The sequence below is a fragment of the Leuconostoc carnosum genome (assembly GCF_014207505.1).
Classification (GTDB): Bacteria; Bacillota; Bacilli; order Lactobacillales; family Lactobacillaceae; genus Leuconostoc; species Leuconostoc carnosum.
The window spans coordinates 240889-264804 of record NZ_JACHGL010000001.1; the positions used below are offsets into that span (position 1 = coordinate 240889).

Genomic DNA, 23916 nt, shown 5'->3' on the forward strand with positions numbered 1-23916 from the left:
AGCTTGTTTGGACGGTTAGCATAATATATTGTTAATGATTAAATAAGCAAATAATATGGCATTTGATAAACAGGTTACAATCCCTAGTGATGGTACATATAAATTAAGTGAAAACATTAAAAAATACACCCTGGGCGATTTAGGATTTGTGACGAATCCTGCAGGCGTGCATGTTTTACACCGTGCATTGGAACCAGAAAAAGCACTTAATAATGCAATTCAGCTAAAAATATCAATTAATCGTGAATTGACAGGGTTCAAGATCAGCACAGTATCCGCTGGTGATGTGGTTCGTGTGGATATTTTTAAAAATAAGAATGCTGATGAAATTGTTACATTATACCGTTTTTTTATAGATGAATTGATGACACGTGGTGTACTAGAGAGGGTTAACAATGACTAAATTTTATTTCGTCCGTCATGGACAAACTGAATGGAACCTTGAACGTCGGTTTCAAGGTGGCAGTGGTGATTCAAATCTTTTGCCATCTAGTTATAGTGATATGCAAAAGGTGGGGCAATATTTGAAGCATGTAACATTTGCACGTGTGTTTTCGTCGCCTTTGCGCCGAGCTGAAATTACTGCAACAAATATTATACGTTCTCTAGATTATGAAGGTCCTTTATCCCTACGTTCGAATATTGTCGAAGTCAATTTAGGAGATTGGGAGGGTGAATTAGTAGCCAATGTCAAGTTGAAATATAAAGAAGCATTTCATAATTATCGTGAAAATTTGGATGCCTTTGAAGGTCAGGATTTTGGTGGTGAAGGCTACACGAAAGCTGCCCAACGTTTTACGCGTTTTATTAAAAATATTGCTCAGCATTATCCGGATGACAATATCTTAGTCGTGTCACACGGCATGGAATTATCATTTGGGATCAATGATTTGTTGCAACAGCCACGAATGAGTATTCGTGAACGTGGTGGCTTGAGTAATACATCAACAACTATCTTATCAACTCAAGATGGTCAACATTTTAAAATTGATGATTGGAATAATACGACGTACCTCAATAAAAAACAGGATGACTCGACAACCATTTAATGGTGTCTTGCTGATTACTGGCACTTTAATATATGGCATATCAGGAACAACAATTAGAAAAAATTACTGGGACGTTGCAAAACGTCATTTTTGCGTCCAGTGATTCGTATTTTAAAATATTATCTATTCAAATTGATGATTCAACATTAGAAGATTGGGACGAACCAGAAATTATTGCAACAGGTACTTTTGCCGACGTACAAGAAGGTAGTGTTTATGTTTTTTATGGTAATGTTGTGCGTCACCCTAAATATGGGAAACAGCTTAAAGTAGAACGTTATGAAAATGAATTACCACCAGATGAAAATGGTTTGATTAAGTATTTTGCTAGCGGACAATTTTCTGGTATTGGTCAAAAAACTGCAGAAAAAATTGTCGATCATTTAGGATTAAACGCAGTCAATCTAATCTTGGATGACACTAGTATTTTGGATGGTATTGTTAAAGAAGCACAAGCTAAGAAGCTAGCGCGGACATTACAGTTAAATCTAGGATTAGAACGTTTGTTTCAGGTTGGGAATCAGTTTGGAATTGGTGCTGATATTGCAGGACGGTTGTTTGATCAATATGGGAATGAGGCACAAGATATTCTAACGCAAGATCCTTTTCGTTTGGTTTTTGAGTTTGATGGTATTTCTTTTAAAACTGCTGATCAAATTGGCCATAAAATTGGAATTAATCGTGATGATAAACGACGCTTACAAGCAGCAGTGTATGCAACAATTATGAACGTTAGTTTTCAACATGGTCATACTTATTTAACGCGCCAACAGTTGCAACAAACAAGTATCCACATGCTTCGTGATAATAGTATGTCAAATGAAGTTGAATTAGCAATTGATACATTGCTTGACAACGAGACACTTGTAGCTGATGACGATCGCTTATATACAGCAAGTTTGTATGCGGCGGAAAAATCGGTGGCTCATGATTTAAAACGTTTATTACAAGCTAAGAATCCACTTGATTTAACTGAAAATGATATTTGTGATGCGTTTGTTACACCAGGGAATATGACTTTGGATGACATGCAACGACAAGCAATTCAATTAGGGTTAAGTGCGCAGGTGTTTGTATTGACTGGTGGTCCGGGTACTGGTAAAACTACCATTGTGCGTTCTATTGTTGCAACATGGCACCAATTATTGAAGGATCGTGTTAAATTTGCAGACGATGCTAAGGCGTTCTTGAAAACCTATGCTGTTAAAATGGCTTCTCCCACAGGACGTGCAGCTAAGCGAATGACAGAGGTGACCGGCTATGAAGCGACAACAATTCATCGTTTACTAGGCATCGCTGATTTAGATGAGCCTGAATTTAATATTGATAATCCACTGGCTGGGGGCTTGATGATTATTGATGAAGCATCAATGTTAGATATTGAGTTAACTGCGAAACTGTTAGCAGCAGTGCCTAATGGTATGAAGTTAATCATCGTTGGTGATTCGGACCAGTTACCATCAGTGGGACCAGGCAACGTTTTAGCTGACTTAGTGAATAGTGGTGTCATAGCGCATGCTGAATTAGAAATCATCTATCGTCAAGGTCGAGGTAGTAGTATTACCGCGCTTGCACAACATATCAAGCAAGGCGAATTGCCGTCAGATTTCTTAAATAATCAGTTAGATCGCTCAGCATTTATGGTAGCCCCAGAACAAGCGGATGCTGCCATAAAGCAAGTTATACAGGCAGCTGTTAAAAAAGGTTATACACAAGATGACCTGCAAATTCTAACGCCAATGTATAAAACACCAGTTGGAGTGAATGCCTTAAATACTATGGCGCAAGCACTTTTTAATCCAAGTCGTCCAACACAAAAATCTTTGCAGTTTGGCACAACTATTTTTCGCCAAGGGGATAAAGTATTGCAACTTGAAAATGATAGTGAGCGTGATGTTTTTAATGGTGACATGGGTAAAATTGTTGCTGTGGAATATAAAAATGATAAGGGTAATAGTGATCATGAAGATCGTTTAGTTGTTGATTTTGATGGGAAAGAATTACCTTATCCAAAGAAAAATCTTAATCAATTAACTTTAGCTTATGCGACAACTGTTCACAAAGCGCAAGGCAATGAATTTAAGTTGGTGATTATGGCATTAACCACACATTTTGGATTAATGCTGAATCGTAATTTACTTTACACTGGGATTACTCGTGCCAAAGAAGCGCTCATCTTAGTAGGAGAATATGCAGCCTTTAGCCGAGCGGCACAAACTGCTGTCCCAGCACGCCTAACATTTTTAAAAGAACGTTTGCAGATTGATGGGCCGCGTCAAGAAATAGACACAGTACCTAAAAAAAATAACAATAAAGCGATTATTGATCATCAGTTAACGACAGAGATGGTGATGACTGGCGCTATTGACCCATTAATTGGGCTAGATGGGCTGACACCTTATGATTTCATGCCAAATATCAAATAGCCTGTTATAATGAATTAAGAAGACAAACGGAGTGAAAATCATGACAAGCCCTGATTACCAACTATTCAGCCTGGGGAGTAATCCAGGTTTAGCAACTGAGATTGCTAGCATTTTAGATACAAATCTAGCACCTATAGATGTGAGACAATTTGCAGATAACGAAATTTACGAACGTATTGAACATACTGTACGTGGTCGTGATGTTTACGTTGTTCAAGGTATTTCTGATCCTGTAAATGATAATTTTATGAAACTAATGATTTTTATTGATGCAGCTCGCCGAGCATCTGCTAATACGATCAATGTTGTACTACCCTATTTTGGGTATGCACGTTCGGATCGCAAAGCGCGGTCACGTGAACCAATATCAGCTCGGTTAATTGCCAATATTTTAGAATCACAGGGTGTTAAACGTGTGATTACAATGGATCTGCATGCCGAACAGGTGCAAGGTTTTTTTGATATTCCAGTTGATCATTTAATATCTATGCCAACGTTGGGTCATCATTTCTATGAAAATAACTTGTTAGGTGATGATTTAGTTGTCGTGGCACCAGATCATTCAAGTGTTGGCCGTGCACGTAAGTTTGCTAAATTATTGCATGCTGAGTGGGCGGTTGTTGATCGTCGCACAGACAATGTATCACCACATGCTCCGTATGCTATTACTGGTGATGTTACCGGGAAAAGAGCAATTTTGGTTGATGATATTATTGATACTGGATCGAGTATGGTCCTTGCGGCTGAAGCATTAGCGGTGGCAGGCGTATCAACTATTTATGCTGTTGCGCCACACGCGGTATTATCAGATAATGCTGTTAAGCGGTTAGAATCATCGGTAATTGAATATATTTTGGTTACTAACACGATTGAAGTCCCTGAAAACAAGAAATTCAGTCGCCTTAAACAAGTTTCAGTCGCACCGATGTTTGCCGAAGCAATACGCCGCGTTAATGCGTTTGAAAGTATTGAAAGTATCATGAAAAGTCCTGATAATTTGGATGTCATATTATGAAAGAAATTGAGTTAACAGCGTTATTATCTCCGGAATGGGGAATAGTTGAGAATCACTTTATCACAACACAATTTGGCGCTAGTGTCATATGTCATACTGTTGATGTGAGTAAAATACAGTTAGTTTTTGACGCTGAGTATGATGGCTTGACTTTTGAAGTACAAATTAATCATAGTGTATGGACAGAATATGTCGTTATTGATAAAAAACTGACTATTGATATACGAGAACATGAAGCAGATATTTGTATTATATTACGCACATGGCTTACTGATAGTTTGAATTTCTGGCAACATCCTGTCACTCTAACAACATTATTAGTGGATCAGGGTATTGTTACGCCAGTCAATTCGAACCTCCCTTATATAACGTTTGTGGGAGATTCAATTACAGCTGGTGAAAGTATGGATGTCAATGGACACCATCCAGAATTAAGTTACCCTTTTTTAGTCGCTGAGGCCTTAAAAAAGCCCTTAAATCGTATTGCATATGGCGGAACAGGATTAACAGCTAGTGCGCCTTTTCAGCAACCAACAGCGGTTGAAGCACTTTGGCATGTCGCTGATAATGTTATTCGGCCACGTGTGGTAACTGATTTGGTTATTATTAATTATGGCACGAATGATTTTAATTATGGTGCCACCCAAGAAGCTTTCGCCTTTGGTTTGCGAATTTATCTACTTGAATTGATAAAACGCTTTCATTCTGCTAAAATGGTTTTGTTAATACCATTTAGTGGTGCTTTCGAGACAATCTATCAACGGGAAATCAAACGTTTTGATAATTTTGTTATTCTGGATACATCACATTGGCAAATTGATAACGAACGCGTTCATCCGCTGATGGCTGATCACCAGCGGATCGCAGAACTAATTTTGAAAGGATTATAATCATGGTTTATGCAGCAGATGACAATCGTTATGAGAAATTGCCTTATCGCCGAGTGAGCGATTCTGGTTTGATTTTACCAGCTGTTTCATTTGGTTTGTGGCGGAATCTGGGAGATCAGATGCCACTTGAAAATTCAAAAAAGGTTATTTTAAAAGCTTTTGACCAAGGTGTGTTTAGTTTTGACAATGCATCGAATTATGGACCAAGTAATGGTACTGCAGAGGAAACATTTGGTCAGGTATATCGTCATGATTTAAAACCTTATCGTGATGAGTTAGTTATTACCACAAAGGCCGGGTACCATATGTGGCCAGGACCATTGGGAGAATTTTCTGGTAAAAAAACACTAGTTGCCGCACTTGATATGAGCTTGCAGCGCATGGGATTAGACTATGTTGATATCTTTTATGCGCATCGTTGGGATCCAAACACACGTTTAGAAGAAACGGCACAGGCACTTGATTTAATTGTTAAGCAGGGGAAGGCGTTGTACGTCGGGGTTTCAAACTACACTGCAGAACAAACGGCAGCAATTGCTAAAATATTTGATCGACTTGGTACGCCTTTTATTGGTAATCAGGTATCATATAATATGTTGAATCGTGGCGTGGAGAAAGATGATTTATTATCTGTGTTAGATAATAATCATGCTGGATTAATTGCATATGGGCCATTAGCAGAAGGTTTGTTGACTGATCGTTATTTGGATGCTATCCCAGAAGATTATCCAATTCACCGTACAAATGCTTTCTTGTTTGAAGATGGCAAAGAAAAATTAGTTTCAAAATTAAATGCTTTAAATCAAATTGCGATGGCTCGTGGTCAAAAATTGTCACAAATGGCACTTGCTTGGTTGTTAAAAGATCAGCGTGTGGCTAGTGTGGTTATTGGGGCAAGTAAAGTTGAACATTTGCTTGATAATCTGGCATTTAGCGATAATATGTCATTTAGTGATGATGAGTTAGTACAAATTGAAAAAGTATTAAAACAGTAGAAACAATATACAAGCCAGTGCGGTTTGTATCGTACATAAGTTATATTTTTATGAATCGTGGGGATGCTAGTAAAGTGATGATGTTTGATAAAATTGGGTCGTGAATATGGTATTATCAATTATGTTGTCCGCGACAATTGATGTTAAAGAATTGCCATCTCATTTAGGTGGGCAGTTGCTTTTCTATATGCTTTTTTTCATAGTAATATTTTTTATCGGTGTATTATATCAACTGTTCATTAAAGGCATACAGAAAAGGGTAATTAACAAGCGTAATGTCATTTACAACGCATTAATTACTGGCTGTTTAGGTCTGCTTGTGGTAATAGGTGGTACATTTTGTTATGAAAATAATATTGGTGGTGTAAAAGATGCCATACTTCAACCAATCAATCAACGTGAACGGTCACTTGCGAATAAAAAAAGTCGTGTTGATAAAACTGAAGTAACTACGATTAAAAAAATGGTCATGAGGAATGCTGTTAAAGGGTTAAAAAAACAGGGATTTGTAGCTATTCCAAGCCAAAATATTTTATTGCCAATTTATAATGATGCTTACTCAGATAAAGGTTTAAATGCTGGTGCTAATTATGCTAATCATTCAGAAACCGACCCAACTGGTGAAGACGAACCTGTTATGGGAAAGGGTAATTATGGGTTAGCTGCTCATAATTTTAACGATGGACGTACTGGTTTTAGTGCTTTACAACAGTCGATTAATCATGATAATCCCTATTTAGTTAATGGTAAGTTAAAAGGTTCATCTTGGATGAACGATACCACTGTACTCATGGCCAATGAGCACGGCATTTATCGATATATGGTTACGGGTCAAGAAACCGTTGAATCCTCACAAGTAGCCATTTTAAATCCAACAGTACAACCCGAATTAACAATTATTAGTTGCCTTTTCCCATCAACTCAATATCGCATTATTACACATGCACATCTGGTTAAATCGTATGCATGGCAAGAAGCACCTAAAAGTGATATCAGTGAATTTAATTTAAAAATTCGTTCTACTAATGCCCGTGTTAATTGGTGGAATCCAGGCATTGAAGAAGGCGTTAATGGCGATGCTGGTGGTACGAAATAGTCATATATTCAACCCTATAAAAAACACGCACTGTTTTAAAAGTGCGTGTTTTTTATAGGGGTTGAATCCAAGTATTTTGAGCGCCAGATTTAGTTAGTGCATTGGCAATGGTAACTGCATCATTATTATTTTGAGCTAAAGCAAACATCGCGCCACCAATACCGGCACCAGTTAATTTAGCACCGAGGGCACCGGCATGCATGGCAGCATTAACGAGATTGTCAAGTTTAGGATGAGAAACGCCTAATGACTGTAATTCATGATGTGCTGCAGTGAATAACATACCGGCGTGTTTTGGATTGTTTTGTGATAAATCAGTCCGAACTTTTTCAGCAATATGACCTAGATGTTCAATTTTATTCCAAGTACGATTATAGTCTGTTTCAAGCTGATTTTTTACAATGCTAATGGCATGCATTGTTTGACCATGAATACCAGTATCAGCAATGACTAAAGTACCGGTTAGTAACATGCTAAAGGGTGTCATTTCCTCATTTTTAACAAACCAAATTGGATCATTGGAGCTAACTGTAGCAGCATCTAATCCAGAAGCTGAGCCGTGAGAAATGCCTTCTTCAATGTCGGTGAAATAGCGTAACTCATCAGCTGTCAATGACTCATCCATATAATTAAAAAAAGCTTTAATTATTGCAGTGGCAAAAGCTGCAGAAGCACCAAATCCACGTTCTTGTGGGATATTAGTATCAATAGTTAGTGTAAATGGCGTGACTTGAAGATGAAATTTATTTAGCAATCGTAGTATTAACTGTCGTAAACCTTCAACATTTGCGCCTAGTTCACTTAGATCACCATGAAAGTTACTACTTTCAATGGTTTGTCCGCGAAAAGCGGGGCGTAATGTTGCAGTTACGGTAAGGTTAGTTAAGGGGATAGCTATGGCAGGTTGCCCATAGACGACGGCGTGTTCGCCGATTAAAATTACTTTAGCATGGGCTTTACCCACACCAATCGTTTGACTAATCATGTTTTTTCTCCAAATATCCTATACTATTGTACCGCAAAGTAATAAATAGTGTAAAATAATAAGAGAATTGTGATGTTAACTTTGCTTGAAATTTGATTATTGCCAGCAAAGTTAACATCACAATTTAAAAAACTTATGGAAAGGTGTTTTTTTATGAATGCCAATGAAACCTTCGTCGTTGTTGATTTGGAGACAACAGGGCAAAGTGTGTCCAAGGGCGGACGCATTATTCAAATAGGTATGACATTTATTAAGAATCGCAAGATTGTTGACCATTTTGATTCTTTTATTAATCCTGGTCGTTTAATTGATCGTAACATTCAACAATTAACGCATATTTCACAAAAAGATGTACAAAATGCACCGTATTTTGAAGAGTTAGCACCCTTGTTACAAAATTTATTGAAAGATACTGTGATTATTGCCCATAATGTTAATTTTGATTATCCGTACTTAAATGACGAATTTGAACGTTCTGGATTTCCGTTATTAACGGTATCGGCTATAGATACCGTGCAGTTGGCTCAGATTTTATTACCAACTGCACCAGGATACCGTCTACTAGATTTAACAACTTATCTGCACATTACATTGAACAATGCTCATCGTGCGAATGCTGATGCACACGCAACGGCATTATTATTTTTAAAGTTATGGCATAATGCTGAGCAATTACCACACAGTGTTCTACAGCAATTACAACAAGGCAATTGGCCACTTTTACGTCAGACACAAGATTTTTTACGGTTGATTAAAACAAAGAATAAGCGTTCTGATCTTGAAATCGTTGATGGTATGTTCATCAAAAAGAAGATACTAGTTGCAAATGTTGAAAATCAAAAATTACCACAGTATCCGACATCGGTACATCAAAAATTTCAGCTTTTTGGCCGCTGGTTAACGCCTAATGAGGCTCAAAATGAACTGATGAATCGAGTGAATCAATTTATTTCTAAACGTTCAGATGGCATTTTAACTGTTTTAACAGCTCCTAAAATTGGAAAGACACTGGGATATCTTGTACCGCTAATTTTAAATCGTGCATCACGACCGATTGTACTGTTAACCAACGATGAAAGTTTACAAATTCAGCAACTATCGCTGGTAGAAAAAATAACCAAAATACTCGATATCAAATGTAATAGTGCTATTTTGTACGATGCCAAGAAATATATTGATATTAATCGTTTTGCAACCTTATTAGTGAACGATGAGGGCGTGAATCAAACACAAATTTTTAAAGCACGTGTATTGGTGTGGTTGACGCAGACAAACACCGGACTGCTTCATGAAATACAAGTAGGTGCTAATAATATTGATATGGTACCATTGATTTGTGGAGATGAAGAAAGTACTTATTTCAAAAGAGCACAAGCTAAGTCAAAACAAGCTGATGTACTTATCATGAATTTTGAAACCTATTTTAATCAAGCAACACAATTACGTCAGAATCGACAGTTAAAATATTGGCCGATTGTCGTGATGGAAACACCAAGTCAGTTTGTGTCAAATTTAAAAGATTATTTCCATGTTGGCTTGCCGTTAACAGAAATTCAACAAACATTAAAAGAACTGATTCATCGAGAAATAGTTGGACTAACTCACAAACAGCGATTATTTATTAAACAAGGTGTGAGTGAGGCTTTGAAAATAATTAAGCAAATTCACCAATCAAATAACACTGTAGCGAATCTCAAGCGTACGGAACGTCTTTTGATTGTTTTAATGCATTTAAGTGACATTATTAAAATTGGTTTTGTCTCTATACCAACAGCGTGGCATGATGCGGAAGTTCAACTTGTCAAAATTAAACGGCTGCAACAACAAAAAGACGTGATTTATACTGTGAATAAAGAACAACTGGCTGATCAAATTGAATTCACGATATCATTTGATATTTTAGATCATCAAATATATCAAGATAAATTCATCAAACATATCCATAAACTATTAATTGTCAGTGAATATTTAGACAGTGATGTGAGTGAGTTTTTACGCGATGTGCCAAAAGAGATAACGGTTGAACGTGAGTTTATTCATAATGAAACAAAACCTGTGCAAGTTATCCAAATGCAAAAAGCTTCACCAATTATACACTTACAAGCGATAACGCAATATAGTCAGGGTGAGATATTAATGATTGTACCAGACGAGTCAAGAGTGAATCATTGGTACCAAAAGTTGCGTCACACAGTCACCACGAATTATAATGTGATTGCTGAAGGTGTGACAGGTAATCTGGAAAAAATCCAGCGACAAAGTCATGCAGAGCAAGCCAATATTATGATTGTGACGCCTAAGATATTTATGACGATGTGGTTACGTGATCAGGAATTACCAGCAATTGTTATTGTACCCGAAAAATCAGTATGGCAACCTGTGTCAAGGTTAGCCTTAGTATTAACACAAATGCAGCGGCATGAATCAGCTATGTTAATTACGCAATTAAATGCGATGCAGCGTCATCGTTTCAAATCGCAAATTAATATTATGCCCAATTTTAATGAAAAGCAGAACATGAACCAGTCTTATAGCCAAATTTTTAAAAATTTTTGATATAATAACATAGGACGTCGTAGGAGGTACAACATAATGATGCAATTTAAAGATGATATTCGAATACGACAACCTAAGAAACGTGATCGTGTCCATTGGGCACGTATTTGGTTTATTTTAGTTGGCATCGGTATCATTTTGGCGGCGCTTAGCCTAGGATATTCTTACCTATCCCTTTCACCAATGCGTCATGAAGAAAATCGTTTACAGCGATTGGTCAAAGAAAAAACGGACATTGCTACTGTGCAGAAAGTTAATGTCAATTATCGTCAACAAACAACTTATGCAGTCATAGGGACTACAAGTTCTGGCAAAGAAAAAGTAGCCATTGTTCATGCAAAAAATAATAGTATCACAATGCATAATCGCAGTAATGGTATGAGCAATGACCAAATACGACGACTTATTGTCAAAAATTATAAGCCTAGAAAAATATATTCAGTTAACATTAGTGAGTATAAACGTGCTTTGGTTTGGGAAGTTAGTTATAAAGGTGAGAACGAAACCTTAAACTATGTGACTTTAGATTTTAAAACTGGTAAGCCTTATCGTGTTATTAAGGGACTTTAGTCTATTATAAGGAGAAAAGATGATTTCAAAAAGAGCCCAAGGAATTAGCCCGGCTGCGACACTCGCAATGAGTAAATTAGCTAAAGATATGCAAACTGATGGTATAGATGTGATTAATCTTGGTGTTGGCGAATCTGATTTTCAGACACCTGAAAACATTACAACTGCAGCTATTGCAGCTATTCAAGCTGATAAGACCAGCTTTTACACACCAGCAGGTGGTCTTGATGAATTAAAGCAAGCGATTGTTGATGATGTCAAGCGACGCTATGATGCAGTGATTGCACGCAATAATGTCGTTGTAACAACAGGTGCAAAATTATCATTATATGCATTAATGCAAGTATTAATCAATCCTAATGATGTTGTCGTTTCAGCAGCACCATTATGGGTGAGTTATGTTGAGCAAATTAAATTGGCGGGTGGGCAACTAAAAACTATTCAGGCAAATAATATAGCTTTGAAACTCACACGAGCTGATTTGGAGATGGTGTCTGACCCCATTAAAGTTGTTATTGTCAATTCACCTACCAATCCAACAGGTGCTGTTTATACAAGGGATGAGATTACTGATATTTTGGACTGGGCTAAAACACGTGATACTTATGTTATTTTAGACGAAATTTATGGTCAATTAGTTTATAATGGAACACAATTCACGTCGGGATTACAGTTACAGGAACTAGAGAATAGTCATATGATTATTGTCGATGGTGTTTCAAAATCTTACGCTATGACCGGTTGGCGTATTGGTTGGACATTGGCTAGTTCAGAAATCATTGCTGCCATGAATAAACTTGTTGGACATTTAACTTCAAACCCTACAGCAGTAGCCCAATATGCAGCTATTGCTGCATTAACGGGACCACAAGATGCTATTGAAAGTATGCGGTTGGCTTATGAGCAGAGGTTAAATACAACATTTGATCTATTAAATAACGTACCAGGACTTCATGTTGCAGTTAAACCACAAGGTGCATTTTATCTATTCCCCAAAGTGTCAGATAATATATTGTCAGCTGCCGGCGTTTCAAGCACGTATGAATTATCACTCAAAATTTTACAAGAAGCACATGTTGCTTTGCCAGCAGGTGAAGGTTTTGGAATGCCTGGTTACTTACGCATGGGTTATGCAAAAGATCAAGCTGTTTTAGATGAAGCAATCCAAAGACTAACAATTTTTTTCAAACAATATATTTAATTTAAAAATAGGAGAAAGGCGTTAAAAGCATATAGCAATTCACAGCTGATTGTGAATAATTAATAGCAGATCAGTTATTGTATGTTTTTGCACACTACACAAACATGTCACAAGAAATACCTACAATTCAAATTATTGATGCCAGCAAATATGTTGGACAAACGGTTAAAATAGGCGCTTGGCTACGTCAAAAGCGTGGTTCTGGGAAGATTTCTTTCTTGCAACTGCGTGACGGTACGGCTTTTTTTCAGGCAGTAGTCGTAAAAGCCGATGTTTCGGAACAACTTTTTGAGCGCTCAAAGGGTTTGAAGCAAGAAACAAGTATGTACGTTACTGGTGAAATTCACGAGGATACGAGATCGTCATTTGGTTTTGAGATGGCTGTTTCAGATATTGAAATTATTGGTGAAAGTCATGATTATCCAATTACACCAAAAGAACATGGCACGGATTTCTTGTTTGATGAACGCCATTTGTATTTACGTCATTTAAAGCCGTTTGCGACGCTTAAAATCCGTAATACATTAGTTGCGGCTTCATATGAATTCTTCAATCAAGAAGGGTTTACCAAATTAGATGCACCATTCTTAACAGGATCAGCTGCCGAGGGAACCACTGACTTATTTGAAACAGATTATTTTGGTGAGTCTGCATTTTTGGCACAAACTGGGCAATTATATGCCGAGGCAGGTGCTATGGCGTTTGGTAAAGTATTTACTTTTGGTCCTGCTTTCCGTGCTGAAAAGTCTAAAACACGTCGTCATCTGACAGAGTTTTGGATGATTGAACCAGAAATGGCTTTCACACACCAAGAAGAAAGCTTGGTTGTGCAAGAACGTTATATTGCGTTCTTGATCGAAAAGGTTTTGGAGAAAAATGATCAAGAATTAGATATTCTTGAACGTGATAAAGATTTATTGCGATCGTATACACAACTGCCTTATCCACGTGTGAGCTATGATGATGCCATTAAATTATTACAAGATAATGACTTTGACGTTGAATGGGGTGTAGATTTTGGTTCACCAGAAGAAACATTTTTGGCAAATCACTTCGCTAAACCTGTATTTATTATTAACTACCCGAAGGCAATTAAAGCATTTTATATGAAGCGCCACCCTACAAGAGATGACATCGTCATTTCAGCTGATTTATTAGCACCAGAAGGTTATGGTGAAATTATTGGTGGTTCTGAACGTGAAGATAATTATGACTTATTGAAGGCACGTATTGAAGAACAGAAGCTAGATATGGCCGAATATGAATGGTATTTGGATTTGAGACGTTATGGCTCAGTTCCTCATTCAGGATTTGGTCTTGGTTTAGAACGTATGGTTACGTTTGTAACAGGTGAAGAACATATACGTGAGGCCATACCGTTCCCACGTATGATTAACCGATTACGTCCGTAATGATTAGGCTAAGGCTACGAACAATATGAAAACGTGGTAAACTTAAATAGAGTAAAAACGTCCAAGAACAACTTGGACGTTTTTCAAACGGGTTGATGAATACATTTGGTGGAATGATGACATTAGACAAGCGGGTACAGCAATATATTCAATCTGGACATACGAGTATTAGTAACGATTTATTATTGCACTACCAAGAAATAGGAATGGATAATGATGATCTTGCACTTTACTTGCAAGTTATGCGTATTCAAAATCAAGGGGACACAGCGACACCACAGGTTTTAGCAAGTCTGTTACATGTGACAGAAAGTACTGTTATTACTCGCTTAAAGAGCTTGATTACGCGGGAACTGATGGTTATTTCTGCCACGAGTAAACAAGTAGAAACGTATGATTTCACACCACTAGTTGAGAAATTACTACAAGGTCAGCAAGTAGCTGCTCAGTCAATGATTTCAGATGGTAAGTCTGTACGTCGGGAAATTTTTCAAACCATAGAGGTGGAGTTTGGCAGACCATTAACACCAATGGAAATGCAAACCATAGGGCATTGGTTTGATCAAGACCATTTTGAGCCTGAACTGATGTTATTAGCTATACAAGAGGCTGTTGCTAATAATGCGCGTAGTTTGAGGTACATTGAAACAATTTTGGTGAATTGGAAGCGAGATAATGTTCGTACACCTGCACAGGCACAACTTGCCAAACAAAAACGTCGTGGTGTAACTTATACTTACGATAATTTATTTTAAAATAATGTATGGCTTGTCGTGTGTCAAATCAAGATGAAAACCAAAGATTGGTTGACAGGTTTCTGAAAATAGTTGCGTATTGTTTGACATTTCGCGTAACCGTGTTGTTAGTTGTGATAAGCTCATCGCATAATGTCCTGGAACGAGCAGTATATTAGAATGATCAGGAGCATAGTTGATTTGAGAAATAGCAAGGATTTCGGTCTCTTTTTGCCAGTATATCAGACTATCTGGTGACATATATTGTGTGAGTTCTTCGAAATTATTTAGTTTCATAATTATAGTATATAGGAAAAACGAATAGTTTAAAATATTCGATTAAGAAGGAAATTTCATGGAAGAAAAATATCATTTAATGGCAACTGCAGCAGCAGGCCTAGAATCACTTGTTGGTAAAGAACTCGAACGACTGGGCTATGAACACCAAGTAGAAAATTATCGTGTCCGCTTTGATGGATCAGCGCGTGATATTTTGAATGCTAATATTTGGTTGCGTACTGCTGACCGAGTGAAAATAATTGTTGGTGAATTTGATGCCAAAACTTTTGACGACTTATTTGAGGGGGTCAAAGCATTACCTTGGGAGTCTTACTTAAATTATGATTCCGAATTTCCAGTGGCAGGACGTTCAAAAAAATCTGAATTATTTAGTGTGCCAGATGTGCAAGCCATTACTAAAAAAGCGATTGTTAATCGCTTGCAAGATGCCTACCATATTCGTACACGTTTACCTGAAAATGGTTATTTTGCACAGTTAGAAGTCATGCTTGAAAACGATCACGTGATTGTAACACTTGATACAACTGGCCCTTCATTATTCAAACGTGGCTATCGTGTTGAAAAAGGAAGTGCACCATTAAAAGAAAACTTTGCTGCTGCATTAGTTTTGTTAACTAATTGGCATCCCGATCGCCCATTTGTTGATCCAACAACGGGTTCTGGTACAATTGCTATTGAAGCAGCTTTGATTGGTCGCAATATTGCGCCCGGCTTAATTCGTGATTTTGATATTGAAAAAATGGACTGGTTTGATAAGTCACTATCAGATAGTGTGAGAGATGAAGCTGAAGCGCAGGCTGATTATGATCGAACATTAGATATTGAAGCATTTGATATTGATCAGAGCATGATTGACATTGCTGTTGAAAATGCTAAACATGCCGGCTTAGGTCAGGATATTATATTTAAGCAGTTAGCAGCCAAGGATTGGCAAACTGATAAAGTTAATGGCGTACTAGTATCTAACCCACCTTATGGTGAACGATTAGGTGAATTAGATGCAGCACGTGAATTGTATCAACAAATGGGGGCTGTATATCAGCAATTGCCAAGTTGGAGTAAGTATATTTTAGCAAGTGATTTGGATTTTGAAACATTTTATGGTGAAAAAGCAACGAAACGCCGTAAACTATATAATGGTGCTTTGCGAGTTGATTATTTTCAATACTGGGGTCGCCGTGTAAAGTAAAAATAACTCTTATGCATAATGCATAAGAGTTATTTTTTCATTTGTGCATTGCTGAGCATTTTTACGATCAATACAAATGTTATAATTTGGTAATAATATTTTATGATCATAGAAAAGAGGTTGTGCATGATTGAAGCTAAAACAAGTTTGTTGGATATTTTTTCTGATAATTTAGCCACCGTATTACCGAGTCCAATTCACACATTTAGTGAGCGGGTGAGTAATGTGCCTAACATTTTGAAGTTGACGATTGGGGAGCCTGATTTTGCAATTCCAGATCACATTAAACAGGCGGCAGTGCATGCAATTGATGCAGATGACTCCCACTATTCAGTGTCAGCTGGAACTATTGCACTACGGAAAGCAGCCAGCTTCTTTTTAAACAAACGCTATGGATTAAATTATGAACCTGAAACAGAAATATTAACGACAGTTGGTGCAACAGAAGGCATATTCACAATTTTAGCAGCTATTTTAAATCAAGGTGATCAAGTTATGATTCCAACACCTGCTTATCCTGTCTACGCTGAAATGGCACGTATTAATGGTGGGAAACCGCTGTTTGTTGACGTTTCTCAAGACAGCTTTATTTTGTCGCCTAAAAGGCTTCGGGATGTTATCGCTGCAAATGATAACATTAAGGCTATCATTTTGACAAATCCATCGAATCCAACAGGGGTGACGTATACTGCCGATGAATTAGAGGCGCTTGCCGATGTTTTGCGTGAGACTAATATTTTAGTGATTTCAGATGAAATCTATGCTGAATTGAGTTATGATCGTGCGCATGTGTCAATGGCTAAATTCTTACCTGAACAGACAATTGTTGTCAACGGGGTATCCAAGTCTCATGCAATGACTGGGTATCGAATTGGCATTTTAGCTGGTCCGGCTGCTCTTATGACAGAATTTAATAAATTACATAGTTTTATTATTATGACACCATCGAACCCAGCCATGGCAGCGGCAACAGAGGCTTTCAGTAATCAGCAGAGCTTCCAAGATACAGTTGAAATGACGTTAGAATACCAGCGCCGACGTGATTTTCTAGTGACGAGCCTGAGTCAATTGGGTTTTGAAGTTGGGACACCTAGTGGCGCATTTTATATTTTTGCCAAAATCCCTCAAGATTTGATACAAGATGATATTGCTTTTGCAAATGATTTAGTTGAGAAACAACAATTAGCAATTGTTGCGGGTTCAGGATTTGGGCCAGGCGGAGAAGGATACATTCGTATTAGTTATGCTGCTTCAATGACCATGCTTGAAGAAGCAGTCAAAAGATTAATTAGCTACACAACCTTAGTTCGTGATAAGCAATTGATCTAGTGATTCATAAAAAATGAAGGAACATGAGTAAATACTTATTTTTTTAAAACAATGATTGATTTATTTTATTGACGTGTTAAAATAAATTATTTACATAGAAGGGAAAGTTGTGTTAGCATAACTAGTCAAAGAATGAGTACAGTTTATATGCGTCGAGCGCAGAATAGTGATTTGTCTGAAATTAAACATATTATTGATGGTGCGCGTAAGTATTTAAAAAAGCAAGGTATCGATCAGTGGCAGTCAGGTTATCCTGATGAAGAAATCATTAAAAAAGACATAGATAATTCTGAAGGTTTTGTATTAATTGTTGATCATCATGTCGCGGGTTATGCTGCTGTTATTATAGGCGAGGATCCAGCCTATCGTTTCATCGAAGAAGGGGCATGGCTAAATGCATCTATCGAATATGCCACTATCCATCGGTTTGCCCTATCAGAGAACTACCGCGGTCAAAAACTGTCACAACGATTTATGACTGCTATTTTAACTTATTTCAATACTTTACAAATAAACGACTTCCGTATCGATACACATCCTGAAAATATTTCAATGAGGCGTGTTATTAAATCCAATGGTTTTAGTAAACAAGGGATTATACATGTTGACGAAAAACAGGCGATTAATAATCTCCGATGGGCTTATCAATTAGTTTTGAGATGATATGTTAACTATTTACTTATTATAAGTAAGCTGTTAAGATAATTATAGCAACTGATTATGAATTAATCACTAGGAGGAAAGGCCATTACTAAAAGAGCTATTCAAACTTTGTTGGGTAGATCATTGAGTGAGGCTAAAATATGATGATGTCATTTACAGATTTACAAGAGAAACGGCGCTCAATATACGTATTAGGTGATAATGTTTCACAAACACCAGAAGAATTATTTGAATTAGTTAAATCTGCGGTTAAGCATGCACCAACTGCTTTTAATAATCAAACAGTACGTACCGTAGTTTTATTTGGTGAAAAGAAAGATCAATTGTGGGATATTACAGCCGATCGTTTAAAATCTGAAGTGCCGACTGAAGCTGCGTATCAAAATACGTTAGAGAAACTGAATAGCTTTAAGGCTGGCGTTGCAACAGTGTTATTTTACTCAGATACCGATGTTGTTAAGACATTTGAAGAAAATATCCCATTATATTCAGAAAATTTTTATGATTGGTCTGAACAAGGACATGGTATTGCAGAGTATGCCACATGGTTAGCAGTAACGGAAGCTGGGTTGGGTGCCAACATTCAACATTATAATCCATTAATTGATGAACCAGTGGCTAAGGCATTTGATATACCAGCTCATTGGCGATTACGTGCTCAGTTAAATATTGGATCAATTGAAGAACCAGCATCAATTAAAGAGTATATGACTGACGATGATCGTTTTAAGTTAGTTAAGTAATTTTTTATAAGAATAGAAAAAGCAAGTGATGATTGATCATCACTTGCTTTTTTCCTGTGTAAATTTATTTTTTAATGCAGCAACTTTTTCAGCTTTTGATAACTGTGTTTGCTGATTTGATTTGTATTTTGCATCGGCTTGTTTTTGTTTAAAATCAATTTGATATCGTCCCATTTAAAAACTCCTTATCTAGAAATTCAATTATACCATTAATTTGATCAAATACATATGATTATGGTTATATTTTTTACTAGGAATTGCTCATTTGAGTGGCGTATGGCATAAATAGAGAATGACATATCAATTTTGAAAAACCTAAGAAAAAAAATAAAAAAATGAAATAAGGATTTACTTGCTAAAAAAATAGGTGAATTAATTCAATTCAATTCATCTATTTTTTCTTCTGATATTGTACCCGTCATTAAATAATCAATATTCTTAGAAATCCATTCAACATCTTTATTCCACCAAGCCAGTGATTGCAAATGTTTAATGATATGATTTGAAAATCTTTTCCGAATTTGCTTTGCAGGGTTTCCAGCAACAATTGAGTAAGCTGAAACATCTGTAGCTACCACGCTGTTAGCGCCTATGATAGCGCCATTTTCTATATGTACTCCTGGTAAAATTGTGACATTTTGCCCGATCCAAACATCATTTTCTATAATTGTATTTCCTTTGTTAGGTAAGTCGGTAATTTGAGGAACATGTTTAGACCATTCATCTCCCATAATATAAAAAGGGTAAGATGTTATACCTTTCATAAGATGGTTTGCACCGTTCATTACAAATTCTACATTTTCACCAATTGAGCAAAATTTACCGATAATTAATTTATCGTTTATAAAATCATAGTGATGTGTAACATGTTCTTCGAATTTTTCTGGTTCTTTATCTGAGAAATAAGTATATTCTCCGACCTCAATATTAGGGTTAGTAACAACATTTTTTAAAAATACAATGCTTTTGACGTTGTCATCAGGATAAATTTTATTGGGATCTGGAAATTCAAGCATTATGAATACTCCTTTTTTAAAGTTAGTATATTTTATAAACATATTACCATAATTATTTAAACAATATATCAAGTAGTGGTGTTTTTTTCACATAAATTGTATATAGACAGAAAAACTTTACCCGATGCTATCAGAAAACGACAAATAAAGTATCCCTACTCTAAGCATAAAAATAAAAAGGCGTGGTATTTTAGTGAGGCAATTCAGGATAGAGAGTTAAGTTCATTAATAAATTAAGGTTAAAATAATTAAATAAAATGATTTTAATTAGTCATTAAGTATATTATAATGTTTAGTGTAAACGCTTACAATCATTGAAAGAGGTAACTAATGTCATGAAACGAATTTTTGAAGTTAATCCTTGGACAGTCACATCACGTGATTTAAATCCTAAAGACAAGCGCCTTCAAGAATCAATAACAAGTTTGGGTAATGAGTACATGGGCATGCGTGGCATGTTTGAAGAAGTGTACTCAGGTGACACACACCAAGGAATATACATTGGTGGTGTCTGGTTTCCTGACAAAACACGTGTAGGCTGGTGGAAAAATGGGTATCCACTTTATTTTGGTAAAGCTATCAACGCCTTGAATTATGTCAAAGCAGATATTCATGTGGATGGCAATCAAGTTGATTTAGCTAAAAATGATGTTACTGATTTTGAAATATCTTTGGATATGAAAGTGGGTGTTTTGAAGCGTACTTTTACAGTATTTGGGGTGACGTTCAAAATTACGCGCTTAGTGTCAACAGTGATTAAGGAATTGGCTGACATTCATTATGAATTCTCATCTTCCGATGGTCAAAAGCACAAAATTCATTTTGATGCTAGTATTGATGCCGATGTTGTCAATGAAGATTCAAACTATGACGAGAAGTTCTGGCAAATTTTGGATGTGGGTAATGAAGTCGATTCATCATTTATTGCCACCCAAACGATTGCAAATACATTTGGCGTACCGCAATTTACAGTAGTCGCTCGACAAAGTTTTTTCGGTGGTGAAAATCATCATATGACACGCTCTGAAAAAGAAGTAACAGATACATTTGATATTGAAGTTCCAAAGCAGGGGTTAGTTAACTTTGAAAAGCGCGTGATCGTCACAACTTCACGTGATTATGATACGCTCGCCAAGGTGATTGATACAGGTAAAAAATTAACAGTAGATATTGCCAAAAAATCATACGCTGACATCTACAATGCTCACGCGCAAGAATGGGCTAATCGATGGGAAAAAGCTGATGTTCAAATTGAAGGAGACGATGCAGCACAACAGGGCATTCGTTTCAATTTATTCCAATTATTTTCAACCTATTATGGTAATGATCCACGCTTAAACATTGGACCAAAAGGTTTCACTGGTGAAAAATATGGCGGTGCAACTTATTGGGATACAGAGGCCTTTGCTATTCCAGTTTACCTTGGTGTTTCTGATCCGTCAGTCACACGTTCATTACTTCAATATCGATTTGACCAATTGGATGGGGCTTTCCATAATGCCAAAGAACAAGGCTTAAAGGGTGCTTTGTATCCCATGGTGACCTTTGATGGTATTGAGTCACACAATGAGTGGGAAATTACGTTTGAAGAAATTCACCGTAACTCAACCATTGCCTATGCCATTTATAACTATACTAATATTACTGGTGATCATTCATGGTTGGCTGGTGATGGGGCACAAGTTTTGTACAACATTGCCCGATTCTGGGCTGATCGTGTGCACTATTCAGCACGCAATGATAAGTACATGATTCACGGGGTTACCGGTCCAAATGAGTATGAAAACAATGTGAATAACAATTTCTATACGAACTGGATGGCTAAATGGGTTTTGCAATACTCACTTGAGCACTATGCCGAAATTAATGATAATGAAAAAGTTAAGTTGGCTTTAACAACGGACGAGTTGGCTAAGTGGCAGGAGATTGTCGACAAGATGTATTTACCTGAAGCTGATGTTGAAACCAAAACAGGTAAAAAGCACATTTTTGTGCAGCACGATACCTTTTTAGACAAAGATTTGACGCCAATTGCCGAGATGCCACAAGATATTCGACCAATCAACCAAAACTGGTCATGGGATCGTATCTTACGTTCACCGTATATCAAGCAATCTGACACATTGCATGCGATGTTCTATTTCCCAGATGCTTTCACAGAAGCAGAGAAACGTCATAATTTTGAATTTTATGAACCATTGACAGTGCACGAATCATCATTATCACCATCTGTTCATTCAATTTTGGCATCTGATTTGCAAATGGAAGAGAAGGCAGTTGAAATGTATGAACGTGCCGCACGTTTGGATTTAGATAACTATAATAATGACACCTCTGATGGATTGCATATTACCGCGATGACAGGTTCATGGTTAGCTATTGTGCAGGGATTTGCTGGCATGCGTGTACGTGATGATAAATTACATTTGAAACCATTCTTACCAAAGAACTGGACTAAGTACGCTTTTCGTTTGGTGTTTCGCAATCACGTTCTTGAGGTATCAGTTGATGGGCAAGGTTCTCACGTTGACTTAATTTCAGGTGAACCGTTGGTAATTGACTTATTGGGTCAGGATATTACTTTGATCAAATAAGCCAGTCATTTGTTGACTTGCTATATGATATGAATTGGTCTAATAAAAAAGGCTCGTAACTGTCGTTTACGAGTCTTTTAGTGTGCGTATTGTTTGACCAGCGATGATTTCAATATCTGTGTAAATAGCTGTATTAGTGCTAAGTTGGTTGTTAATTAGAGCAGTAATGGCTAGCTCACCCATCAGTTGAAAGTTCTGTTTGGCGTTAGTGAGGATAGGTCGTGTTAGTTGTGTTAATTCAGTACCGTCAATAGATATAATTGATAAGTCGTTTGGAACCTGTAAGCCAGCATCTTTAGCGCCATTCAAAATACCAATACTAATAATATCAGCAGAACTGATTACAGCGGTAAATGGTAGCGGTGTCCCATAGTGTGGAATTGTTTGGAGACCTAATTCATAACTGATGTTATTACCCCAAATGAAGTCAGGATTATACTTAATATTATGTTTGGCTAAGGCATCAATAAACCCTTGACGCCTGACTGTAGCAACCACTGGTTCAATCATTGAGGAGCCAATAAGTGCCATCTGACGGTGCCCATGGTCATAAAGATAATTCACAATTTGCGACATCATGTCATAATTGTCTGAGGATATTGATGGGATTCCATCATTTAATTGGTTTGAAATACTTAATACTTGAATATTGGAGGTTTTGATTAATTGATGAATTGGCAAAGTAATGTCGACTGCCAACATAAAGATAGCTAATAATTGACGTGATAGGAGTGCTTTAACTGTTTGCATTTGCTGCTGATGGTCATTGCCAAGGAAAGTAATCAGTAGTTCGTAGCCGTTTTCATAAGCCTTATTTTGCATGCCTTTAATAATTTCATCAGCAAAGTTGGTGTGTGCTGTCGGAATTAAAACACCAATCACGCGGCTTTGCTTTTGAGATAAATCAGCTGCTGATTGATTTTTAAAATAGCCTAATGATTGTGCTATAGTACGAACTTTTTTAGCGGTATCGTCATTAAAACGCCCGCGATTGTTGAGAATGCGAGAAACTGATGCTGGCGAGAGGTTTGCTTTTTTTGCGATGTCTTTTATAGTAACAGTCATAATATATCTATTATACATAAAAACCGTTGACAATTATAATGTAAACGGTTACAATAATAATTGCGTAAGCGTTTACGCAATTATTATT

At 36.9% G+C, this 23916-nt stretch carries 22 protein-coding genes; 17 read left to right on the forward strand and 5 right to left on the reverse strand.

The window, feature by feature from the left end; genetic code table 11:
• The first annotated feature begins 55 nt into the window (after positions 1-55).
• The 7 genes from HNQ98_RS01100 (at position 56) to HNQ98_RS01130 (ending at position 7471) form a co-directional block, all read left to right on the forward strand.
• Complete coding sequence (locus tag HNQ98_RS01100; protein ID WP_135197526.1) at positions 56-403, forward strand: cysteine desulfurase; 348 nt, start codon at positions 56-58, stop codon at positions 401-403.
• Positions 396-1049: a histidine phosphatase family protein gene (locus HNQ98_RS01105; RefSeq protein WP_014974488.1), complete on the forward strand. Its 654-nt coding sequence runs from the start codon at positions 396-398 to the stop codon at positions 1047-1049. The genes HNQ98_RS01100 and HNQ98_RS01105 overlap by 8 nt, the downstream gene beginning before the upstream one ends.
• Positions 1050-1081: 32 nt before the next feature.
• The gene (gene recD2 / locus HNQ98_RS01110) at positions 1082-3475 is read left to right on the forward strand and encodes an SF1B family DNA helicase RecD2 (protein ID WP_135197525.1); all 2394 of its coding nucleotides are present in this window, start codon (positions 1082-1084) and stop codon (positions 3473-3475) included.
• 40 nt (positions 3476-3515) lie between these two features.
• The gene (locus HNQ98_RS01115) at positions 3516-4490 is read left to right on the forward strand and encodes a ribose-phosphate diphosphokinase (protein ID WP_135197524.1); all 975 of its coding nucleotides are present in this window, start codon (positions 3516-3518) and stop codon (positions 4488-4490) included.
• Positions 4487-5380: a GDSL-type esterase/lipase family protein gene (locus tag HNQ98_RS01120; RefSeq protein WP_135197523.1), complete on the forward strand. Its 894-nt coding sequence runs from the start codon at positions 4487-4489 to the stop codon at positions 5378-5380. Before HNQ98_RS01115 ends, HNQ98_RS01120 begins: the two co-directional genes overlap by 4 nt.
• Positions 5381-5382: 2 nt before the next feature.
• Entirely contained in the window at positions 5383-6375 is a 993-nt protein-coding gene (locus HNQ98_RS01125) for an aldo/keto reductase (RefSeq protein ID WP_014974484.1), read from the forward strand.
• Between the two features lie 106 nt (positions 6376-6481).
• The gene (locus tag HNQ98_RS01130) at positions 6482-7471 is read left to right on the forward strand and encodes a class A sortase (protein WP_135197522.1); all 990 of its coding nucleotides are present in this window, start codon (positions 6482-6484) and stop codon (positions 7469-7471) included.
• A 52-nt stretch (positions 7472-7523) separates the two neighbouring features.
• Here HNQ98_RS01130 and mvk read toward each other — a convergent pair whose 3' ends face one another.
• Positions 7524-8456, reverse strand: coding sequence for a mevalonate kinase (mvk, locus tag HNQ98_RS01135; RefSeq protein ID WP_135197521.1), 933 nt, complete (start codon positions 8454-8456; stop codon positions 7524-7526).
• 153 nt (positions 8457-8609) lie between these two features.
• Between mvk and HNQ98_RS01140 the strand changes: the two genes are divergently transcribed.
• From HNQ98_RS01140 to HNQ98_RS01160, 5 genes are all read left to right on the forward strand, one after another.
• Positions 8610-11012, forward strand: a complete 2403-nt coding sequence (locus HNQ98_RS01140; protein WP_135197520.1) for an exonuclease domain-containing protein — start codon at positions 8610-8612, stop codon at positions 11010-11012.
• Positions 11013-11048: 36 nt separating this feature from the next.
• On the forward strand, positions 11049-11582 hold the full coding sequence (locus HNQ98_RS01145) for a cell wall elongation regulator TseB-like domain-containing protein (RefSeq protein WP_135197519.1): 534 nt from the start codon (positions 11049-11051) through the stop codon (positions 11580-11582).
• Between the two features lie 19 nt (positions 11583-11601).
• Positions 11602-12783 carry a pyridoxal phosphate-dependent aminotransferase gene (locus HNQ98_RS01150; RefSeq protein WP_135197518.1) on the forward strand — a complete coding sequence of 394 codons (1182 nt, stop codon included), beginning with the start codon at positions 11602-11604 and terminating at the stop codon, positions 12781-12783.
• 104 nt (positions 12784-12887) lie between these two features.
• Entirely contained in the window at positions 12888-14195 is a 1308-nt protein-coding gene (gene asnS, locus HNQ98_RS01155; RefSeq protein ID WP_135197517.1) for an asparagine--tRNA ligase, read from the forward strand.
• A 116-nt stretch (positions 14196-14311) separates the two neighbouring features.
• Positions 14312-14950: a DnaD domain-containing protein gene (locus HNQ98_RS01160; RefSeq protein ID WP_135197683.1), complete on the forward strand. Its 639-nt coding sequence runs from the start codon at positions 14312-14314 to the stop codon at positions 14948-14950.
• Here the strand turns inward: HNQ98_RS01160 and HNQ98_RS01165 are convergent.
• A complete protein-coding gene (locus HNQ98_RS01165) occupies positions 14942-15226 on the reverse strand; it encodes a hypothetical protein (RefSeq protein ID WP_041773155.1) in 285 nt (94 codons plus the stop codon). The genes HNQ98_RS01160 and HNQ98_RS01165 overlap by 9 nt on opposite strands.
• A 58-nt stretch (positions 15227-15284) precedes the next feature.
• On the opposite strand from HNQ98_RS01165, the gene HNQ98_RS01170 reads away from it, so the two are divergent.
• From HNQ98_RS01170 to HNQ98_RS01185, 4 genes are all read left to right on the forward strand, one after another.
• Positions 15285-16418: a THUMP domain-containing class I SAM-dependent RNA methyltransferase gene (locus HNQ98_RS01170; RefSeq protein WP_135197516.1), complete on the forward strand. Its 1134-nt coding sequence runs from the start codon at positions 15285-15287 to the stop codon at positions 16416-16418.
• A 126-nt stretch (positions 16419-16544) separates the two neighbouring features.
• Positions 16545-17747, forward strand: coding sequence for an aminotransferase class I/II-fold pyridoxal phosphate-dependent enzyme (locus tag HNQ98_RS01175; protein WP_135198151.1), 1203 nt, complete (start codon positions 16545-16547; stop codon positions 17745-17747).
• 147 nt (positions 17748-17894) lie between these two features.
• Positions 17895-18410: a GNAT family N-acetyltransferase gene (locus HNQ98_RS01180; RefSeq protein ID WP_135197682.1), complete on the forward strand. Its 516-nt coding sequence runs from the start codon at positions 17895-17897 to the stop codon at positions 18408-18410.
• Between the two features lie 140 nt (positions 18411-18550).
• Positions 18551-19153 carry a nitroreductase family protein gene (locus tag HNQ98_RS01185; protein WP_019040217.1) on the forward strand — a complete coding sequence of 201 codons (603 nt, stop codon included), beginning with the start codon at positions 18551-18553 and terminating at the stop codon, positions 19151-19153.
• A gap of 39 nt (positions 19154-19192) precedes the next feature.
• On the opposite strand, the gene HNQ98_RS09205 is transcribed toward HNQ98_RS01185, so the two are convergent.
• Together HNQ98_RS09205 and HNQ98_RS01190 are read right to left on the reverse strand one after the other, a co-directional pair.
• The gene (locus HNQ98_RS09205; RefSeq protein ID WP_014974471.1) at positions 19193-19327 is read right to left on the reverse strand and encodes a hypothetical protein; all 135 of its coding nucleotides are present in this window, start codon (positions 19325-19327) and stop codon (positions 19193-19195) included.
• A gap of 203 nt (positions 19328-19530) precedes the next feature.
• On the reverse strand, positions 19531-20169 hold the full coding sequence (locus HNQ98_RS01190; RefSeq protein ID WP_135197514.1) for a Vat family streptogramin A O-acetyltransferase: 639 nt from the start codon (positions 20167-20169) through the stop codon (positions 19531-19533).
• 335 nt (positions 20170-20504) lie between these two features.
• Here HNQ98_RS01190 and HNQ98_RS01195 point away from each other — a divergent pair, with 335 nt between their 5' ends.
• Positions 20505-22763, forward strand: coding sequence for a glycoside hydrolase family 65 protein (locus tag HNQ98_RS01195; protein ID WP_135197513.1), 2259 nt, complete (start codon positions 20505-20507; stop codon positions 22761-22763).
• Between the two features lie 66 nt (positions 22764-22829).
• On the opposite strand, the gene HNQ98_RS01200 is transcribed toward HNQ98_RS01195, so the two are convergent.
• On the reverse strand, positions 22830-23828 hold the full coding sequence (locus tag HNQ98_RS01200; RefSeq protein ID WP_135197512.1) for a LacI family DNA-binding transcriptional regulator: 999 nt from the start codon (positions 23826-23828) through the stop codon (positions 22830-22832).
• Positions 23829-23916 lie beyond the last annotated feature (88 nt).